We start from the raw sequence: 20,250 nt of genomic DNA on the forward strand, positions 1-20,250 counted from the left end.
CCCTCCTATAGTGCGTAATTCATAAATTTATCAAATATATATTCACTGTCCTTTGGACCTGCTGCAGCCTCTGGATGGAATTGAACTGAGAATATTGGTAACTTTGTATGCTTCATTCCCTCTATTGTTCCATCATTTATATTTACATGAGTTGCTACAACATCTTCTGGCAATGTTTCAACCACATATCCATGATTTTGTGATGTAATATGAACTTTATTTTCTTCTAAATCCTTAACTGGATGGTTACATCCTCTATGTCCAAACTTTAACTTAGTAGTCTTTCCTCCTAAAGTTAATCCTAACAGTTGGTGTCCTAAACATATTCCTACTATAGGTTTCTTTCCAACTATCTTTTTAATATTCTCTATTACATCTGTTAAATCTTCTGGATCTCCTGGTCCATTTGATAAAAATACTAAGTCTGGGTTAACTGATAAAACTTCCTCAGCTGTTGCAGTCATTGGGAATACAGTTATTTTGCATCCTCTTTTTTTGAAGTTTCTTATAATATTTTGTTTTATTCCAAAATCCATTATTGCTACATGTTTTCCCTGACCTTCTATAGTATAAGTCTCTTTTGTTGATACTATGCTAACAGCTTCATTATTAGAGAATGCCTTAACTTTTTCTTCTACTTCTTCTAAAGAATTTGCCTCTAATGATATTATGCCTTTCATTGTTCCATAGTTTCTTAAAACCTTTGTTAATGCTCTAGTGTCTATTCCTTCTAATCCAATAATTTTATTTTGTTTTAGAAAATCTTCTAATCCCATTTCACATCTAAAATTATTAGGGAAGCTACATTTTTCTCTTACTATAAATCCTCTAACCTTTGGTGAATCTGACTCCATATCTTCTAAGTTAATTCCATAATTCCCGATTAAAGGATATGTCATTGTTACTATTTGTCCATAATATGATGGATCTGTTAACACTTCTTGATAACCAGTCATTCCTGTTGTAAATACAACCTCTCCAACATTATCTTTTAAATATCCAAAGGCTTTCCCTTCAAATATCATTCCATTTTCTAATATAAGTTTTGCTTTCATACTTTAGCCTCCTTAGATTTATATAATTTACGCTAAAAATACACTTTTCTAAAACCTTACTGATTTTTATATAAAATAAAAGGATACCAGGGAGACGACATTAGAATCTTCTCCCTACTATCCTTATATATTTAATATCAGTATTAGAAAACTTCCTTACTGACATAGCTATGCAATTATTGTATAATTTTTGGTATAACATAGTCACATACTCCCTTTCTGGCCTCACAGGACCAATTTAAAGTGTACTTTTTAACTTCACTTATTTTAAATTTTATCTTTTATAACATTCTAGTTGATTAAATATTCTATGTCAAGAATATTTAATCAACTAGAATAAATTTACTTATTTTTTATGTATACACCGTTTATTTCTAAAATAATAACTGTTAAAATTTATTAATATTGTAATTTTTTCTTCCATAACTTAGAGTTATATGGTATAATCTACAACATAAAACAATATATAATACCTAATAATATGAAAAAGGGGGGATTGAAATGTTACAATTAAAAAATGTAACAAAAAACTTCAAGAAAACTACTGTAGTAGACAATATTTCTTTCGATGTAAATGAAGGAGAAATTGTTGGACTTCTTGGAGAAAATGGAGCTGGTAAAACAACTACTTTAAGAATGGTATCTACAATGCTACAAATTTCTAATGGCGAAATAACAGTTAATGGAATTGATGTTAAAAAGAATCCTGAAAAAGTTAGAAAAGAAATAGGAATTCTTTTTGGTGGAGATGTAGGTCTTTATGACAGACTTACAGGAAGAGAAAATATTAGGTATTTTGCTAACTTATATGGAATGAGTAAATTAGAAGCTAATAAAAGAATTGATGATCTTGCTAAAAGCTTTGGAATGGAAGATTATATAGATAAACCTGTAGGAAAATATTCTAGAGGTATGAAACAAAAAATATCAATTTCTAGATCTATAGTTCATAACCCTTCTGTTATGCTATTTGATGAACCTACAACTGGTTTAGATGTTAGTGCTGCAAGAATAGTTCAAAGCTTTATTCTTCAATGTAAAAAAGAAAATAAAGTAATTTTATTTTCAAGCCACTCTATGAAAGAAGTTGAAAAATTATGTGATAGAGTTGTAATAATAAATAAAGGTAATCTTTTAGAAAATTCTACTATAGAACATCTAAAAGAAAAGCATAATAATAATGATTTAGAAGAAGTATTTTTAAATCTGATTGGAGGTCATACAAATGAGTAACTTCCTAACTGTATTAAAAAAAGAATTATTAGATATATTTAGAGATAAAAAAACTTTAGTATTTACGTTAATACTACCAATACTTTTATATCCGTTAATGTTTAAATTTATGTCTTCTTCAATGCAAAAAACTCAACAAGATGTAGAAAAAGAAATAAATATAGTTATTGATGGAGATTCTAATTCTTTAATGGCAAAAACATTAACAAGTTTAGAAAATATTAAAACTCCTAAAGTTGAATCTCCTACGGAATCTCTAAAAAAGGGTGACATTCAGCTTATTGTAAAAATACCTGAAAACTTTGATAAAGATATATCAGAAGGTAAGCAAGCATCAATTGAATTATTAATTGATGAAGAGTCAAATAAATCTATGCTTGCAAGTAGTATGGTTAATAGTGTTTATGATACTTATAAGGAAACTATTGTACAAGCTAGATTAAATGAAAAAGGAATAGATCCATCTATACTTAAACCTTTTGATATAGAAGTTAAGTCTGGAATAAATGTAGATACTGATAAAGTTAATGGCGTTGCCTCCATGCTTCTTACAATGATCCCTACACTAATAGTTATTTTAATGATTTCTTCTACTGTTGGTATGGCTGCTGACTTAGGTGCTGGTGAAAAAGAAAGATTTACTTTTGAACCATTACTTTCAACATCAGCTAAAAGAGATGCATTACTTTGGGGTAAGATAGCTGCTCTTTGTACTGTTTCATTTACAGCCTTAATGGCAAATTTAGTTGTAATGATTGTATCAATGCAGAAGTTTATGTCTTTTGGAACTGACGCTCTTAATTTTAAACTTACACCATCCACTATAATTGGTATGTTAATTGTATGTGTATTACTTTTAGTTACTTTATGTTCAATGCAAATATCCGTTAGTCTTTATGCAAGATCAACTAAAGAGGCTAATTCTTACTTAACTGCTATAACAATGCCTACAATGCTATTAGCATTTATACCTTATATAACGGATGCTAAAAACATAAATCCAGTATTCTTTAATATTCCTATTACAAACTCTATTTGTTTAATGAAAGAATTTGTTGTTGGCATATTTAATGTAAAACATATTGCTATAGTTTTAGGTTGGCATATAGTATATATAGTTGCTGCAATTATATTTGCTAAATTTATGTTCTCTAAAGAAGAAGTTATTTTTAGAAATTAATTTTTTAAATTAACAAGGGATAGTTATCGAAACTATCCCTTTATTAATTTATTAATAATATTATCAAATTCTCTTACTAGTGCCCAACTATGATAGTTAACACCTTCTTTAGAATGGTTTTCTTCAAAATCATCTAAATCTATTTCATAGGTTTCAAATCCATTTAACTCTATATATAATAAGTCATCTTTTATATCCAAGCAAGTTACTTCTCCATAGCTTATACTCTCACTTCCATAATAAAATATAACTCCATTATCTACTAAGTTATTGTATTCTTCTAAGAATTTAATTTTTAAGATATCATTCATTTTATATTTCACCTTTTTTTATTTTATCTTCCTTAACCTTCATTCATCATTAGAATTACTTTTCTTGATATTGATCTTGGTAATAATTTATTTATTAAAACCAACATTTTATTTTTAAATCCAGGAATTATTATTACTTTCCCCTTATTAAAATCTCTATAAGCAATCTCTGCAACCTCTTTAGGTGACATTAAATTATTTTTTGCACCTTCTCTTTTTTTAATACCTGCTTTACTTTGAAAAGTCGTATTGACTGCCCCTGGACAAAGACAACTTACTTTAATTCCTTTATCTTTTACTTCCTCATATAATGCTTCTGTAAAATTAAGAACATACGCCTTTGAAGCATAATAAGTAGCCATTTTAGGACCTCCACAAAAAGCGGCTGTAGATGCCACATTCATAATTGCCCCTTTATTATTATCAATCATTATACTTAAAAAATATTTTGTAAGTTTTGTTAAGACTTTTATATTTAAATCTATTAAATTCATCTCTTTTTCGGTTTCTAAAGTATTTAAATATCCAAAAGAACCTACCCCTGCATTATTTATTAAAATATCCACAGAAAGATTTTTTTTATTCACAATTTCTATGAGATTTTCACAGGAATTATCCCCAGTTAAATCTATAGCTATAGTATCCACATCTATATCATAACAAATTAATTGATCTTTTAAATTTTTAAGCCTTTTAATATCCCTAGCTACTAAAATTAAATTATATCCATCTCTTGCATATAACTTACTAAGCTCATATCCTATCCCAGAAGATGCTCCTGTAATTAAAACATATCCTCTTTCTTTTTTCTTTTCCATAAACTTACCCTTTCAAGCTAAAAATTAATACTACACTTATCCTTATAATAACAAACTTAACACAAAATAAAAATATAGAAGACATTATTTAAAACTATGTTTGAATAATCTCTTCTATATTAATTCTAAATTATGAAATAAATCTCCATAATTGAGTTACTACAAAACAACTTATAATTCCACATAATGTTGGAATTATAAATGCTAGGAATGTCCATTTCATACTATTTGTTTCTTTCTTAATTGTTAGCAAAGTAGTTGCACAAGGATAGTGCATCAAAGATAATAACATAACATTTATAGCTGTTAATACTGTCCATCCATTTGCTATTAATAATTCTTTTAACTGAGTCATACTATCCAATTCTAACATTGTAGTTGCTCTTAAATAACTCATTATTATTATTGGCATTACTATTTCATTAGCTGGTAGTCCAAGGATAAACGCCATTAATATATACCCATCTAAACCTATTGCATTAGCAAAGGGTGATAAAAAATCTGCACATACAGTTAATAAAGTTCCTCCCCCTATATGGATATTAGCAAACATCCATATAACTATTCCAGCTGGTGCTGCTACTATTATAGCCCGTCCTAAGACATAAATAGTTCTATCCAATATTGATCTTACTAAAACTTGACCTATTTGAGGTTTTCTATATGGAGGTAATTCTAAAATAAAATTTGAAGGCATTCCTTTTAAAAATGTTTTTGATAACACCTTAGAAACTAATAAAGTAATAAACACCCCTAATACTATTATAAAAGTTACTGTTAATGCTGAAATTATATTTGCTCCTAATGTACCGTTTCCTCCAAGCAATCCACCTACAAATATTGTTGCCACCGTGATTATCAATGGAAATCTACCATTACATGGCATAAAATTATTTGTTATTATCGCTATTAATCTTTCTCTTGGCGAATTAATTATTCTACATCCAATAACTCCAGCTGCATTACATCCAAGTCCCATACACATAGTTAAGGCTTGTTTCCCACAGGAACAACATCTCTTAAAGCACTTATCTAAATTAAATGCTATTCTTGGTAAATACCCTAAGTCCTCTAATAAAGTAAACATTGGAAAAAATATTGCCATAGGAGGCAACATAACTGAAATAACCCAAGCCAAAGTAGTATATACTCCATCCATAATAATACCTTGGAGCCAAACTGGAGAATTAATATAATAGAAAAATTCCCTTAACTTAATTTCTAATGCTGCAAACATTTTTGCTAACATATCAGATGGATAATTTGCTAATGTTATTGTTATCCATAATACTACTGCTAGAAGTATTATCATTATTGGTATTCCTGTTAACTTTGATGTTAATATTTTATCTATCTTCTGATCTTTTAACCCATATTCTCTTGATATAGAAACAGTTTTCTTAGCTATATCTTCAGATTTTTTTATGATACTACCTACAATCCTATCTTCTAATGAAATATTCTTATTTTCTATTAACCTATTTCTTATGTTTTCTATTAACTTTATAACTTCTTTTGGTATATTAAATTTATTCATTAAAGAATCATAAATATCCTTATTTCCTTCTAATAATCTTAAAGCTATCCATCTCTTTTTCTTATCTTCTATATCAAAATTCAATAATGGAATTATTTCTGATAGATTCGTTTCTATTTCTTCATCGTATTTCATTTCAAAGGTTTCTTTGTATCCATTATTCACTAAATCTTTAACTTTTTCTTTAAACTCTTCAATTCCATTTCCTTGTCTTGCAGCCATACTTATTACTTTGCACTTTAACTCTTTTTGTAGCTTTTTGAAGTTTATACTTATTCCCTTTTTCTCTGCTTCATCCATTAAATTTACACATAATATAACATTATCAGTTAATTCAAGTATTTGAATTAGTAAATTTAGATTTCTTTCTAAACTAGTCGCATCTGCTATTACAGCTATTGCATCATGTTTTTCAAAACAAATAAAATTTCTTGCTATTTCTTCTTCTTCTGAATTAGATAATAATGAATATGTGCCAGGCAAGTCCACAACTTTATATAAATCTTCATTATATTTATAAAAACCTTCTGCATTTATAACAGTTTTTCCTGGCCAGTTTCCTGTATGCTGATTTAATCCCGTTAGTTCATTAAACACTGTACTTTTCCCCACATTAGGATTTCCTGCTAATCCTATAGTATAGACTTTTTCATTATTTCTTACTTTTTTCCCTTTTGCTAACACTTTTGTTCCTGTAGAACTTTTTGTTAGTCCCATTAATTCATCTCCTTATTTATTGATTGTACATAGATGTGCTCAGCTTCTTCATCCCTAATTGCAATAACAGCACCTCTAATTAAATATGCTCTAGGATCTCCTAATGGACTTCTATATAGAATTTTAATCCTTGTCCCTTTTATTATCCCTAAATCCAAAAAACGCCTTCTCATATCTCCATTTACATCCAAATTTATAACCTCAACATAATTATTTGACTTTATTTTATTTAATGTGTTTTGGTTCTCCATTTCTTTCCCCCTATTTTAAATTTCTATTCTCTTGTTTAATATATAATGTTCCTAATTTCAAAATATGAAGATTTTATTTTTTTGTTCTAAAAAATAAAAGTTCTGCATATAGCAGAACTTATAATTCAACCTCATCATCAGTAACTCTACCATCTGAAGAACTAACCGGTATCTCATCACCTAAAAATGTTGGTTTTGGTTTTAATATATTTACATAAATAAAATCCTTTAATTGAGCTAACTTTTCTCTTTTTTTATAACTATCAATAAATAAATACCTTCTTATATCAGAAGGAATACCATAAGCTTCTATTCCTAGCTTTCTTGCTATATACAAGGCTCTTGGCAAGTGATATTTATTAGTTACTATAATAGCTTTATCCACTTTAAATATTTCTTTAGCTCTATACATACTGTCATAAGTGCTAAAACCTGCATGATCCATAAAAACATGCTTTTCATTTATATCATTCTTCATTATATAATCTTTCATGGCTTTTACTTCATTATAATTTTCTCTTCCATGATCACCTGTTAAAATAAAAGTATTACTTTTATCTTCTTTATATACTTCTAAAGATGTTTCCAGTCTATCTACTAAAATGTCTGATGGATTTCCATCATCTTTAACTCCAGCACCAAGAACTATTATAGCATCACTATTTTTCGGTAAATCTTCTAAATTTAATATATATTTTTCTCCATAACCTTGTACATGATTTATTATAGTTAAAATTATTATTATTGATATAATTATCAATACCATAATAACCTTCATCATACGCTTTATACAACTCCCCAATTTTCCCTTTTTCATTTTCTTCTCCCTTTAATATATTCTTATTTTATCTTAAATGACATTTTTATATGTGGAATTTCAGCCTCATCATATACATTTGATATTTGTTTAAATCCTATTGAGTTATATAAATTTTGTACATATAACTGGGCTGACAATATTATTTCATCATCATTAAAATTCTCTTTTATAAATTCTATCGCTTTTTGCATCATTTCCTGGGCAATACTATTTCTTCTATATTCTTTTAAAACAAGCACTCTTCCTATTGAAGGTTTTTCATACCCCATCCCACTTTTAAGTATTCTGCAATAACCTATTAACTTTTCTTCATAATAAGCTAATAAGTGATAACAATCTTTATCTTTATCATCGAAATCATTCTCACAAACTATTTTTTGTTCACATGCAAATACTTCATATCTACACTTTGCTATTTCATAAATATCATCCCTAGTTAAATCATAAAAACTACTTATTTTATACTCTACTCTATTATTATTTATCTTCATAAGTTTCTCCCTTTATTTTCATAGTTACATTTTCTTCTATTATATAATCTAAAGAAATCCATTACTATAAATTTAATTTTTATTTAATAATATTTTTCATTTTTTCCATAAAAGAACTTTTTAAATAAAAAGCAACTAAAAAGATTGAATACTCTTATTAGTTGCTTTCTTATCTATTATTTTATAATTAAATTTTCATATAATATATATTTAAATTATCTTATTTGTCCATTTCCATAAATAATATATTTAATAGTTGTAAGTTCTTTAAGTCCCATAGGCCCTCTAGCATGTAACTTTTGAGTACTTATTCCTATTTCTGCTCCAAAACCAAATTCACATCCATCAGTAAATCTTGTTGATGCATTAACATAAACTGCTGCTGCACTAACTCTTTGCATAAATTTTTGTGAGTTTTCATAGCTTTTAGTTACTATAGCTTCTGAATGTCCTGAACCGTATTTATTTATATGGTTTATAGCTTCATCTATATTCTTAACTACTTTTGCTCCAATTATATAATCTAAGTATTCTCTACTCCAGTCTTCTTCTGTAGCTTCTACAGCTTCTGATATTAAACTTCTTACCTTCTCATCGCCTCTAATTTCAACTTCTTTTTCTTTTAAAGCTTCTGATATTATTGGTAAGAATTTATCTGCTATTTTTTCATTAATTAACATCTTTTCTGCTGCATTACATACTGCTGGTCTTGATGTTTTAGCATTTACTATAATATTTTTAGCCATTTCAAAATCACATTCTTCATCTACATATATGTGACAATTTCCTACACCTGTTTCTATAACTGGTACTGTAGCATTTTTAACTACTGTTTGTATAAGTCCTGCTCCACCTCTTGGTATTAAAACATCAATGTAATCATTAAGTTTCATCATTTGTGTTGCAACTTCTCTACTTGTATTTTCTACTAATTGAATTGAATTTTTAGGTAAGCCTACTTCTTCTACAGCTTCAGCTAATACCTTAACAATTGCAGTATTAGAATTTATCGCTTCACTACCACCTCTTAAAATAACTGCATTACCAGTTTTTAAACATAATCCTGCTGCATCACAAGTTACATTCGGTCTAGCTTCATATATAATTCCTATAACTCCCATAGCAACTCTTTGTTGACCTATTTGTAAACCATTTGGTCTCTTCCACATTGAGATTACTTCACCTACTGGATCTGGTAAAGCAACTATTTGTCTTAGTCCGTCTGCCATATCATCTATTCTTTGACTATTTAAAGAAAGTCTATCTAACATTGCTTTTGATGTTCCTTTTTCAACAGCTTTCTTTAAATCTAATTCATTTGCTTTAATTATTGCTTCTTTATTTGCTAATAAACCCTTAGCCATATTCTCTAAAGCTTCATTCTTTTTTGAAGTGCTGGCATTTCCTAATTCATATGAAGCTTCTTTAGCTAATTGTCCTTTTATTATTAATTCGCTCATTTTAATACCTCCATCTATTTGTATATATAAAACTTTAATTAAGCTTTAAATAAAGTTCCTATTTCTTCACCATTTAATATTTCTAATAATATTTCCGGTTCTTTTCCATTAGCTAAAATCATATTTACACCTGCTGATGTAGCTGTTTTAGCAGCTATTAACTTAGTAACCATACCACCAGTTCCTAAATTGCTACCTGCTCCTCCACAACATTCTTCTAACTCAGGAGTTATCTCATCTATTTCCTTTAATAGTTTTGAATCTGGATTACATCTTGGATCTGAATCATAAAATCCATCTATATCTGATAATATTATTAAAAGATCTGCATTTATAAGCTTTGCAACTATTGCAGATAAATTATCATTATCTCCAAACTTAACTATATTCTCTATTTCATCTATTGAAACAGTATCATTCTCATTAACTATTGGAATAATTCCTTTTTCTAATAAAGTCTCAAAAGTATTACATACATTTTCTCTAATGTGATCATCTTCAATTACATCTCTAGTAAGTAACACCTGTCCAACAGTATGACTATATTCACCAAAAAATTTACTATATATATGCATTAATTCACATTGTCCTACTGATGCAACTGCTTGTTTTTCTCTTATGCTAGTAGGCTTTTCTTTTAGTTTTAACTTACTAACTCCAACCCCTATTGCTCCAGAAGTTACTAATGTAACTTCTTTTCCTGAATTAATCATATCTGATAAAACTCTTGTTAATTTCTCTATTCTAGTTAGATTTATATTTCCATTGTCATATGTTAATGTTGAAGTTCCAACCTTAACAACAACTCTTTTTGCACTTTTTATTTTTTCACGATAACTCATTTAATACACTCCTAAGCAAATTTAACACTTTATTCATTATATCTTCTTTTAATTATAAGTTTTTTTACAATGTTTTTCTATATAAAATTAATATTCATTTTATATAAGATTATTTTTAAATCAAACTAAATTTATCTCAATAACTTAAAATCAATATATGACCTAAAATGATTATAAAATACTTTTAAAAGTGTATATATAGGAATAATTACAAATGCACCTACAGGTCCTATTAATGTTGCTGCTGATACAACTAAAAATATATCTGTTATTGGATGTATTTTCATAACCTTTCCCATAATAAGTGGCACTACTAATCTTCCTTTAAGAGTTTGTGCTATTATAAATAATACTGTTAATTTTAATACCATAGTCCATCCCATAGTTACTGCTATAATATATGGAACTATCATAGATATAAAAAATCCTATAAATGGTATAAAAGCTAATATAAATGTTATTGTCGCTAGAAATAAAGGACTAGTCATTCCGATAATCTTATACCCTACATAAACCATCATAGATAAACTTAATGCTACAGTCGCTTGACCTAGTATATATGATGATAGGACAGTATTGGATTCATCTAATACCTCCTCTAATGTATTCTCATATTTTTTAGGAACTAAACTAATTATTTTATCTTTTAATTTTTCCCCATCTCTTAAAAGGTAAAATAATATTAAAACAATTAGCAATGCATCTGAGAATACCTGCATTCCTTTATTAAATATTCCCTTAGCACTAATTAATGCAACTCCAATATAAGTTTTTAAATCGCCTAAAAACTTACTATAATAATCTACATTAAATACATTTTCATTTACTACTCGATTAATTTCCTGTTGAAGTTCTCTTTCTTTTAATATTTTTATAAACAAATCTTTGAGAATAAAAAATTGTTCTATAAAATATTCGCTGAAATACTTTAAAATACCTGAAGCTATAAAGAAAAATATTATTATTGTTAGTGTTGCTGCCGTAGAACTCTTTAATTTTTTCTTTCTAAAAATATTATTTAAAGGCCTCAATATATAAAATAAAAATGTACCAAAGATTATAGGTACTATAATTACCTTGAAAATTACATTTATAGCTCTAAGAACTATACTTAATTTTCCTATCATTAATATTAAAATAATAGTTAGATTGGCAATTAATAAATATGAAATAATCCTTTTTCTATCCATATTTTCACCTCATAAGTAAAATATTAATTTTTTAATTATATTTCTATAATAAAAATAAGGAGCCTACTCTTTTTAAGTACTCCTTATTAGTTAAAATATTAAAATTTAAGTATTTTTCTACTTTCCTCATAATTCTATTTAATACATTAATATTATCTTTATCTCTATAAATATTTATTCTTATTTTTGAGAAAAATATAATTAAATAAAACTCATAATAATTCTTAATATATATGCATAATTTTCTATTTTTTTTGCATAATATACTATTGCTTTTTTTTCTTAATGTATTAAAATTAATATTAGTGTATAAATATTAATGCGTAATTTACAAAGGAGATACGGATGCAAAAATCAATAACAATTAAACCTTCACTTAAGTCTATTTTAACATTCTTAATACCTTCTATAATAGGTATTATATTGTTTATGACTCCAGTTAAACATAATGGTGAGATTACAATTCCTGTAGCTATATTATCTAAAATTTTAGTTAATTACTTAGGAGCAAGCTTACCATATATAATCACTATTACAGTTTGTTTTTCAGCTATAATAAGTATTTTTACAAAAATAGCCAAACCAAATTGTATATTAAATAATGAATATTTAAACACACTTTTTAATGTAGGACCTTTATGGTTTATATCTAGAATATTAGGTGCTATATTCTGTGTGTTAGTTATAATGGGTGTTGGACCAACTCCTATAATAGGAGACTCTACAGGTTCATTTGTATTAAATGATTTATTAACTATCTTATTTTCAATTTTCTTATTTGCAGGATTCTTTTTACCTTTATTACTTGATTTTGGTTTATTAGAATTCTTTGGAGCTATACTTACTAAAGTAATGAGACCTATATTTAGACTTCCTGGTCGTTCATCTATAGATTGTATAACTTCTTGGTTAGGAGATGGTACTTTAGGTATCATATTAACTAGCAAGCAATATGAAGATGGTTTCTATTCAAAAAGAGAAGCTGCTGTAATTAGTACAACCTTCTCTGCAGTATCAATTACATTTAGTTTAGTTGTAATAAGTCAAGTTGGATTATCACACTTGTTTATACCATTCTATCTAACTGTTACATTTGCAGGTATAGTTGCTGCTATGATAATTCCAAGAATATATCCTTTAAGCAAAATACCTGATACTTATTATAATAATAGACCTCAGGTTGACAATGAAATAATTCCTGAAGGATATACTCCTTTTAGTTGGGGTTATAATTTAGCATTAGATAAGGCTGCAAAGAATACTGATATTAAAGCATTCCTTATAAATGGAATTAAAAATGTATTAGATATGTGGTTAGGTGTATTACCTGTAGTTATGGCATTAGCAACAATAGCTTTAATAATTGCAGAGTTTACTCCAATATTCCAAATTCTTGGAATACCATTTATCCCTGTATTAAAATTATTACAAGTTCCTGAAGCAGTAGCTGCATCTCAAACTCTTGTTGTAGGATTTGCAGATATGTTATTACCTTCAGTATTAGCTGCTAAAAATATTACTAGTGATATGACTAAGTTTATAATAGCTTGTACATCTGTTTCTCAATTAATATATATGTCAGAAGTTGGCGGAGTTTTATTAGGATCTAAAATCCCAGTATCTTTAAGACAACTACTTATAATATTCTTAGAAAGAACACTTGTAACCTTACCTATCATAGTATTAGTGGCAAACTTAATTTTTTAGTTAAATAAAAAATTAATTAATTCGTATAATATTTTTATAATTTAAGTGATAAACTAGGCATAGGTTAATAAATCTATGCCTTTTTAATTCTAAAATATAATATACGAAAGGTGGTGAAGTTCCTTAAAAGGAACTACTATATATGTTTAACTTTTTTAATAAATCTTTAAATCTAATAGCTCCAGTTTCAGGTAAAACTATAGATTTATCTTCTGTACCTGATCCTGTATTTGCTCAAAAAATGGTAGGTGATGGTATAGCAATAGATACTACTGGAAGCACTATTGTTGCACCTGCTGATGGAGTAATATCTTTAATTATGGATACAAAGCATGCCTTTGGAATGACCTTAGATAATGGTGTTGAAATACTAGTTCATGTAGGTTTAGATACTGTAACTCTTAAAGGAGAAGGTTTTGAGCAACTTATTAATCAAGGTACAAAAGTAACTGCTGGAACTCCTATACTAAAAATTGATAGAGACTTAATACAATCTAAAGGTATATCACTTATTACTCCTGTATTAATAACTAATGTAGATGTTGTTAAGAAAATAGAAGGGTTGCCTAATTTAGATGTTACAGAAGGAAAAGATACTATTATAAACTATAAACTTTAATAGCTTAATTATTTTTTAAATACTAAAGCATTAAATTACGGAGAATTTTATGAGAATACGAGATATAAGATTAGATGATTACAATAATATAGATAAATTAATGCAACAAGTTCATGATTTATGTGTAGATGAACGATTTAGAGGACGTGGAATTGGTAAATTGCTATTTTCTCACGTTACGAATATAGCAAAAGAAAAAGGAGCAGAGCGACTTGATTTAATGGTATGGTCTTTTAATAATAACGCTCTAAATTTCTATAATGAAATAGGAATGAAAGCGCAAAGATATATTTTAGAAAAAGAACTCTAGATGTCTATAAAAAGGAGCTGCGTACTAATTATTTAGAGAGAATAGATAATTCTGTGTAATTATCATTTTTATTATTTTAACATTACTGGAAATTTTCATTTCCAGTAATATTTTTTTATATTTAAGAAATACTAATAATGTTTCTTATTACCTTTTTTAGTATTTCAAAAAAATCTAATAGTATGCATATAATTTATAAAAAGTACAAGCTTTTAAGCTAATTCATCTTTTAATTGATCTTCAAATATTATTGATAGCTCCGCTAGCGTAGCACCCCAATTATGTATAGGTTGAGTCCATTTTTCTAGTATCTCCATTGTTGCTAAGTAAACACACTTATTTAAAGATTCATCAGTTGGGAATATGACTCTAACTTTAGTGAATTTACGTATTTGACGATTAAAACCCTCTAAGATATTTGTAGTATAAATCATCTTTCTTATAGTTGGAGAGAAGTCAAAAAATGTTGAAAGGTTACTCCAATTGTTATACCAGGAATCTATTACTATTCCATATTTATCTCCCCATCTCTCCTTTAAATTATCTAGCTGTGCTAACGCAAGTTCCTCTGTTGTAGCCTTATAAACCTCCTTCAAATCTTTCATAAATGCTTTTTTATCTTTTGAAGCTATGTATTTTATTGAATTTCTTATTTGATGAACAATACATGTTTGAATATTTACTGATGGAAATACTGTTTTTATAGCTTGTGGAAGACCTTTTAATCCATCCATACAAGCAATTAAAATTTCTTTTACACCTCTATTTTTTAAATCATTGCAAATTCCTAACCAGAATTTAGCACCTTCTGCTTCATCAACCCATATACCTAAAATATCTTTATATCCTTCCATAGTGTATCCTAAGCATATATAGACAGCCTTGTTAACTATCTTTCCATTACTTCTAACTTTAAAGTACATAGCATCTAAATAAACTATTGGATATATTTTATCTAATACTCTATTTTGCCATTCGGCGGCGCTAGCAAGCACTTTATCAGTTATTTTAGATACCATCGATGGTGATATAGTTATTCCATATAAGTCTTCAATTTCAGCCTGAATATCAGATGTTGACATACCTTTAGCATATAAAGATATAATCTTTTTATCTAACTCAGTACACACAGTTTCATATTTTTTTATAATTTGTGGCTCAAATTCAGCATTTCTATCACGGGGTACGTCTATGTCGACGTCACCGAAGGAACTTCTTAAATTCTTGCGACTATAACCATTCCTGTAGTTCTTCTTAGTTTGATCAACTGCTTCTACACGTTCATATTTATTTCTTCCTAGATGTTCTTCCATTTCACCTTCTAATATATTTTCAAGGACATCTTTAACTAATCTTTGTATTAATCCGTTTTTACCCATTACATCATCGATTGTTTTACATCTTTTAATTTCCTCATTGTAATCAAAGTTGGTATCAATTTTTCTTGTCATAATAATTCCTCCTAATTTATATAGTATATTATTCCAAAACTTCCAACTGTTAATACAAAAAAACAGTAGATAGTTTTATTTTTACACAAAACTATCTACTGTCTCTATATACACATGAAATAATACTTTTTTACTTATTACATAATTTTATTTACTTTCAACTTTAACTACAGATAATCTATGTAAAGCTCTTGTACACATAATATATTTTATTAAATCATCTGTGTTGTCATCAAAATCTACTACTATAACACCATCAAATTCAAGCCCTTTTGCAAAATATGAAGGTATAAGCACCTTTCCACCTCTATATATAACATCTTCAGTATCAAAAGCTAAAATATTTATACGAGACTTTAATTCTGGTGCTATTTTATTAAGTTCATTTTTATCTTTAGTTATAACTGCAATATTTTCAAAATTCTCTTCTTGATAATCTTCTAATAAGTTTAATATAACTTCTATTAGACCTTCTTTGTCACTTGCAGGTACTGAAGTTTCTAAAACATCAAATTCCCCTTTTCTAACAAATGGTACTATTGCATTTTCATCTAGAATCTTATTAGCATACTCCATTATTTGGAATGTTGATCTATAACTTTTATTAAGTTCAAATAAGTTAACAAACCCTCCAAAGAATTCCTTCAATCTAAGCATTGCTGGAACTTCTTCTGCTTTAACAAGTCTTTGATTAGTATCCCCTACAACTGTATAGCTTCTACATCCTGTTAATTCTTTTAAAACTAAAAATTGTAAATAGTTATAATCTTGAGCTTCATCTATAACTATATGTTTAATTTCATTCTTTACCTTTTTACCATCAAGCTTAATCATTAAATATAATATTCCTGGTAAATCTAAATATGATAAAACATCTTTACAATTAAGTTCTTTATATATATCAACTACGCTATCATTATCTATCCAAGCTTCTAATCTAGCTCTAGCATTCATGACTTCTCTAACAACTTCTCTTACAGCTATTCTTCTTTGGAATTCTATATTATTTTCTTCTATTAATAATTCTTCTGGTGTAAGACTAGCTAATTTTTCCTTAGTAGCTTTATTTATTTCTCTTACTCTTTCATCTCTTTTATCTTTTATTTTAGAAATTAATATTCTCTTTATCTTTTGACCTCTTCTAAATAAAGGCATATATTTATAATGCTTATTAAATAGTTCATCTATTTCTTCTAATCCAACAATCTCTTCATTTTCAAACTTAATTGCTTCTGGTTTAAAATATTCATTTTCAAAGATTCCAATATTAAAATCTAAGAATTCTATAAATTCCTTTGATGATTTATATCTTATTTCTTCTATAGCTTCTTTATTATTTTTAAGAACTTCTTCTAAATAAGCAGTTAAACCTACAACTGGCTCTTTTAAATCAATTTCCTTATAAGCAAATGATAAGAAGGTTTCATTTATAACTGCTGTTTCCCCAAGAGTTGGTAAAACTTCTGATATATAATCCATAAATATATCATTTGGTCCTAATATAAGTACCTTATCTGTTAGTTGTTCTCTATAATTATATAAAAGATATGCTATTCTATGTAAAGCTATTGTAGTTTTTCCGGATCCTGCTACTCCATTTACAACAACAACTTTATTTCTTTCTGCTCTTATTATTTCATCTTGTTCTTTTTGTATAGTCATAACTATATCTCTAAGTTTTTCTCCAGAATTTGATGAAAGTACCATTTGAAGAATTTCATCTTGAACATTCATATCTGAATCAAAAAAACCTTGTAACTTAGCTTTTTTAACCATAAGTTGTCTTCTATTAATTATATCAACAGGAACTTCACCACTTGGTGCCTTATAACTTGTTTTACCTGTCATACCCTTATAAAATAATGATGCAACTGGCGCTCTCCAATCTACTATTTTAGGTTCATAACTGCCTTCTGGTGTTAATCCATATCTTCCTATATAAGATATTTCACTAATACCATCATCTATAAAAGATACCTTTCCAAAGTATGGCGATTCTTTAAGCTTTGTAAATTCACCAAGTCTTCTATCTATAGTTTTATATGATTCCTCTTTAACATATCTTTCATGGTCAAAGTATTCTATTAATTTATCTTCATCATCTTTATATTCTTCAAGAAATTTCTTTCTGTAATCAAGAATATAATCTACTATAGCTTTTCTCTTTTCAACATAATTTAATATCTCTGTATTTAAAGCTTCTAAAGTTTCCTCTAGGTTTTGTTCTTCTTTTAAAAATTCTATTCTATCCAATAGGTATTTCTCCTTTTATAAATAAATTTTCAATAAACAATAGACAATGGAGTATCTTTTCCATTGTCCATATAAATTGTCCTTCTATTATTCTATATCTTTTATATCATCTTTTGCAATTTCTATTTCTTTATTTTCTTCTATCTTTTTATCTTTGATTTTTCTAAGCTCTGGATGCTTTTTAAATATAAACTCCATAAACTCATCACCAAAAATAGTTTCTTTGTCTAGTAAGTATTCTGAAATCTCGTCTAATAAATCTCTATTATCATTTAATAATTTTCTTGCATTCTTATGGCAAGTTTTAATTATTGATAATATTTCCTCATCTACTAAAGTTGATGTTTGATCACTACACTCTCTTACAGCTCTGCCATCTAAATATCTGTTTTGTACTGTTTCTAAAGCCATCATATCAAACTTTTCAGTCATACCATAAACAGTAACTATACTCTTAGCTGTTTTTGTAGCTCTTTCTATATCATTTGATGCTCCTGTTGAAATCAAGTTAAATACTTCCTCTTCTGCTGCTCTACCACCTAACATTACTGTTATTTGATTTAAAAGCTCATCTTTAGATACTAAGTATTTTTCTTCTTCAGGTAATTGCATTGTATATCCTAATGCCCCCATAGTTCTTGGAACTATTGTTATTTTATGAACAGGATCTGCTCCTTCTAACATAGCTGCAACTAAAGCATGCCCTACTTCATGGAAGGCTACTATTCTCTTTTCTAATGGTGATAAAATTCTATCTTTCTTTTCTTTACCTGCAATTATAACTTCTACAGCTTCTCTTAAATCTTCTTGATTAACAGAATCTCTACCTTGTTTAACAGCTCTTAATGCGGCTTCATTTACCATGTTTGCAAGGTCTGCACCTACTGCTCCTGGAGTTGATTTTGCTATTTCTTCTAGATTTACACTTTCATCAAATTTTACATCCTTTGAATGAACCTCTAATATAGCTATTCTTCCTTTTAAATCAGGTCTATCTACTATAACTCTTCTATCAAATCTACCTGGTCTTAAAAGAGCTTTATCTAATATTTCTGGTCTATTAGTAGCTCCTAATATAACTATTGCCTTTGATGAATCAAACCCATCCATTTGTGTTAATAATTGATTTAAAGTCTGTTCTCTTTCATCATTTGTTTGTAATTGTGCATCTCTACTCTTACCTATAGAATCAATTTCATCTATAAATATTATACATGGAGCATTTTTTTCTGCTTCTTGGAATAAATCTCTTACTTTAGCAGCTCCCATACCAGCAAACATTTCAACAAAGTTTGATCCTGATATTGAGAAAAATGGTACTTTTGCTTCTCCTGCAACTGCTTTTGCAAGTAATGTCTTACCTGTTCCTGGAGGTCCTACTAATAAAGCTCCCTTAGGTAACTTAGCTCCTATTTGAGTATATTTTTCTTTATTATTTAAGTAGTCTATTATTTCCTTTAAAGATTCCTTTGCTTCATCCTGCCCTGCAACATCGTTAAAAGTTATCTTTATATCATTTTCTCCATAAACTTTAGCATTACTCTTACCTAAGCCCATCATAGGGCCTCCACCCATCTTTTTACCCATCTTACTCATTAAAAATCTAAACATAAAGAATATTAAGACTGGAGTAAGCACATAAAGAAAAATGAAATCTGCAATAAAATTATTTTCTATAGGTTTAGCTCTAAACTCTATTCCAGCATCACCTAATATTTTTACAAGCTCTGGATCATTTACATTACCTGTATATAAAACTTTATTTTTTAATTTTTGCCCTTCATTTTCTTTAGGAATTATTTTAAGTTCGTTTGATGATATTACTACTTCTTTAATCTCTTTATTTTCAATCATAGATAAAAACTTATTATAGCTTATCTCTTCTGTAGTCATCATATTTTTAGTTGAACTAAAAGCATACATAAATAAGAATGCTATAACTACATACAAAATCATCTGCTTTCTTTTTTTCTTTTTATTATCTTCAGTATTGTTATCCATCATA

18 protein-coding genes are annotated in these 20,250 nt (G+C 27.7%); 5 read left to right on the forward strand and 13 right to left on the reverse strand.

The window, feature by feature from the left end; translation table 11 throughout:
- Window positions 1–5 precede the first annotated feature (5 nt).
- Window positions 6–1,055: a glutamine-hydrolyzing carbamoyl-phosphate synthase small subunit gene (gene carA, locus BTM21_RS12045; protein ID WP_021876689.1), complete on the reverse strand. Its 1,050-nt coding sequence runs from the start codon at window positions 1,053–1,055 to the stop codon at window positions 6–8.
- Between the two features lie 501 nt (window positions 1,056–1,556).
- Between carA and BTM21_RS12050 the strand changes: the two genes are divergently transcribed.
- Window positions 1,557–2,288, forward strand: coding sequence for an ABC transporter ATP-binding protein (locus BTM21_RS12050; protein WP_021876688.1), 732 nt, complete (start codon window positions 1,557–1,559; stop codon window positions 2,286–2,288).
- The gene (locus BTM21_RS12055; protein ID WP_079481002.1) at window positions 2,281–3,468 is read left to right on the forward strand and encodes an ABC transporter permease; all 1,188 of its coding nucleotides are present in this window, start codon (window positions 2,281–2,283) and stop codon (window positions 3,466–3,468) included. Before BTM21_RS12050 ends, BTM21_RS12055 begins: the two co-directional genes overlap by 8 nt.
- Window positions 3,469–3,500: 32 nt before the next feature.
- Here the strand turns inward: BTM21_RS12055 and BTM21_RS12060 are convergent, their stop codons facing one another.
- The 9 genes from BTM21_RS12060 to BTM21_RS12100 all read right to left on the reverse strand — a co-directional run bounded on the left by BTM21_RS12060 (window position 3,501) and on the right by BTM21_RS12100 (window position 11,905).
- Entirely contained in the window at window positions 3,501–3,779 is a 279-nt protein-coding gene (locus BTM21_RS12060) for a hypothetical protein (RefSeq protein ID WP_021876686.1), read from the reverse strand.
- 32 nt (window positions 3,780–3,811) lie between these two features.
- The gene (locus BTM21_RS12065; protein WP_021876685.1) at window positions 3,812–4,597 is read right to left on the reverse strand and encodes an SDR family NAD(P)-dependent oxidoreductase; all 786 of its coding nucleotides are present in this window, start codon (window positions 4,595–4,597) and stop codon (window positions 3,812–3,814) included.
- A 130-nt stretch (window positions 4,598–4,727) separates the two neighbouring features.
- Window positions 4,728–6,851, reverse strand: a complete 2,124-nt coding sequence (feoB, locus tag BTM21_RS12070; RefSeq protein ID WP_021876684.1) for a ferrous iron transport protein B — start codon at window positions 6,849–6,851, stop codon at window positions 4,728–4,730.
- A complete protein-coding gene (locus BTM21_RS12075; RefSeq protein ID WP_021876683.1) occupies window positions 6,851–7,102 on the reverse strand; it encodes a FeoA family protein in 252 nt (83 codons plus the stop codon). Before BTM21_RS12075 ends, feoB begins: the two co-directional genes overlap by 1 nt.
- 118 nt (window positions 7,103–7,220) lie before the next feature.
- Window positions 7,221–7,919 (reverse strand): SanA/YdcF family protein, encoded by a 699-nt coding sequence (locus BTM21_RS12080; RefSeq protein WP_079481001.1) that lies wholly within the window; start codon window positions 7,917–7,919, stop codon window positions 7,221–7,223.
- Between the two features lie 23 nt (window positions 7,920–7,942).
- The gene (locus BTM21_RS12085; protein WP_021876681.1) at window positions 7,943–8,413 is read right to left on the reverse strand and encodes a GNAT family N-acetyltransferase; all 471 of its coding nucleotides are present in this window, start codon (window positions 8,411–8,413) and stop codon (window positions 7,943–7,945) included.
- 215 nt (window positions 8,414–8,628) lie between these two features.
- Window positions 8,629–9,873 carry a glutamate-5-semialdehyde dehydrogenase gene (locus BTM21_RS12090; protein ID WP_021876680.1) on the reverse strand — a complete coding sequence of 415 codons (1,245 nt, stop codon included), beginning with the start codon at window positions 9,871–9,873 and terminating at the stop codon, window positions 8,629–8,631.
- 38 nt (window positions 9,874–9,911) lie between these two features.
- Window positions 9,912–10,715 (reverse strand): glutamate 5-kinase, encoded by an 804-nt coding sequence (gene proB, locus BTM21_RS12095; RefSeq protein ID WP_021876679.1) that lies wholly within the window; start codon window positions 10,713–10,715, stop codon window positions 9,912–9,914.
- Window positions 10,716–10,846: 131 nt separating this feature from the next.
- Window positions 10,847–11,905 carry an AI-2E family transporter gene (locus BTM21_RS12100; protein ID WP_021876678.1) on the reverse strand — a complete coding sequence of 353 codons (1,059 nt, stop codon included), beginning with the start codon at window positions 11,903–11,905 and terminating at the stop codon, window positions 10,847–10,849.
- A 345-nt stretch (window positions 11,906–12,250) separates the two neighbouring features.
- Here BTM21_RS12100 and BTM21_RS12105 point away from each other — a divergent pair, with 345 nt between their 5' ends.
- From BTM21_RS12105 to BTM21_RS12115, 3 genes are all read left to right on the forward strand, one after another.
- Window positions 12,251–13,612, forward strand: a complete 1,362-nt coding sequence (locus tag BTM21_RS12105) for a YjiH family protein (protein ID WP_021876677.1) — start codon at window positions 12,251–12,253, stop codon at window positions 13,610–13,612.
- A 142-nt stretch (window positions 13,613–13,754) separates the two neighbouring features.
- Window positions 13,755–14,231: a PTS sugar transporter subunit IIA gene (locus BTM21_RS12110; protein ID WP_021876676.1), complete on the forward strand. Its 477-nt coding sequence runs from the start codon at window positions 13,755–13,757 to the stop codon at window positions 14,229–14,231.
- Window positions 14,232–14,280: 49 nt separating this feature from the next.
- On the forward strand, window positions 14,281–14,541 hold the full coding sequence (locus tag BTM21_RS12115; RefSeq protein ID WP_079481000.1) for a GNAT family N-acetyltransferase: 261 nt from the start codon (window positions 14,281–14,283) through the stop codon (window positions 14,539–14,541).
- Between the two features lie 212 nt (window positions 14,542–14,753).
- Here the strand turns inward: BTM21_RS12115 and BTM21_RS12120 are convergent, their stop codons facing one another.
- From BTM21_RS12120 to ftsH, 3 genes are all read right to left on the reverse strand, one after another.
- The gene (locus tag BTM21_RS12120; RefSeq protein ID WP_096145446.1) at window positions 14,754–15,992 is read right to left on the reverse strand and encodes an IS256 family transposase; all 1,239 of its coding nucleotides are present in this window, start codon (window positions 15,990–15,992) and stop codon (window positions 14,754–14,756) included.
- Between the two features lie 147 nt (window positions 15,993–16,139).
- Complete coding sequence (locus BTM21_RS12125) at window positions 16,140–18,245, reverse strand: HelD family protein (protein WP_021874542.1); 2,106 nt, start codon at window positions 18,243–18,245, stop codon at window positions 16,140–16,142.
- 87 nt (window positions 18,246–18,332) lie between these two features.
- Window positions 18,333–20,249, reverse strand: a complete 1,917-nt coding sequence (gene ftsH, locus BTM21_RS12130; protein ID WP_021874543.1) for an ATP-dependent zinc metalloprotease FtsH — start codon at window positions 20,247–20,249, stop codon at window positions 18,333–18,335.
- Window position 20,250 lies beyond the last annotated feature (1 nt).

It is taken from the genome of Clostridium chauvoei (assembly GCF_002327185.1).
Classification (GTDB): Bacteria; Bacillota; Clostridia; order Clostridiales; family Clostridiaceae; genus Clostridium; species Clostridium chauvoei.

Bases quoted from the DNA above. Each gene is read 5' to 3' on its own strand.
- carA (WP_021876689.1), bottom strand. From the start codon at position 1,055: ATGAAAGCAAAACTTATATTAGAAAATGGAATGATATTTGAAGGGAAA.
- ftsH (WP_021874543.1), bottom strand. From the start codon at position 20,249: ATGATGGATAACAATACTGAAGATAATAAAAAGAAAAAAAGAAAGCAG.
- BTM21_RS12105 (WP_021876677.1), top strand. From the start codon at position 12,251: ATGCAAAAATCAATAACAATTAAACCTTCACTTAAGTCTATTTTAACA.
- BTM21_RS12110 (WP_021876676.1), top strand. From the start codon at position 13,755: ATGTTTAACTTTTTTAATAAATCTTTAAATCTAATAGCTCCAGTTTCA.
- feoB (WP_021876684.1), bottom strand. From the start codon at position 6,851: ATGGGACTAACAAAAAGTTCTACAGGAACAAAAGTGTTAGCAAAAGGG.
- BTM21_RS12050 (WP_021876688.1), top strand. From the start codon at position 1,557: ATGTTACAATTAAAAAATGTAACAAAAAACTTCAAGAAAACTACTGTA.
- BTM21_RS12060 (WP_021876686.1), bottom strand. From the start codon at position 3,779: ATGAATGATATCTTAAAAATTAAATTCTTAGAAGAATACAATAACTTA.
- BTM21_RS12100 (WP_021876678.1), bottom strand. From the start codon at position 11,905: ATGGATAGAAAAAGGATTATTTCATATTTATTAATTGCCAATCTAACT.
- BTM21_RS12085 (WP_021876681.1), bottom strand. From the start codon at position 8,413: ATGAAGATAAATAATAATAGAGTAGAGTATAAAATAAGTAGTTTTTAT.
- BTM21_RS12115 (WP_079481000.1), top strand. From the start codon at position 14,281: ATGAGAATACGAGATATAAGATTAGATGATTACAATAATATAGATAAA.
- BTM21_RS12090 (WP_021876680.1), bottom strand. From the start codon at position 9,873: ATGAGCGAATTAATAATAAAAGGACAATTAGCTAAAGAAGCTTCATAT.
- BTM21_RS12075 (WP_021876683.1), bottom strand. From the start codon at position 7,102: ATGGAGAACCAAAACACATTAAATAAAATAAAGTCAAATAATTATGTT.
- BTM21_RS12080 (WP_079481001.1), bottom strand. From the start codon at position 7,919: ATGAAAAAGGGAAAATTGGGGAGTTGTATAAAGCGTATGATGAAGGTT.
- proB (WP_021876679.1), bottom strand. From the start codon at position 10,715: ATGAGTTATCGTGAAAAAATAAAAAGTGCAAAAAGAGTTGTTGTTAAG.
- BTM21_RS12120 (WP_096145446.1), bottom strand. From the start codon at position 15,992: ATGACAAGAAAAATTGATACCAACTTTGATTACAATGAGGAAATTAAA.
- BTM21_RS12065 (WP_021876685.1), bottom strand. From the start codon at position 4,597: ATGGAAAAGAAAAAAGAAAGAGGATATGTTTTAATTACAGGAGCATCT.
- BTM21_RS12055 (WP_079481002.1), top strand. From the start codon at position 2,281: ATGAGTAACTTCCTAACTGTATTAAAAAAAGAATTATTAGATATATTT.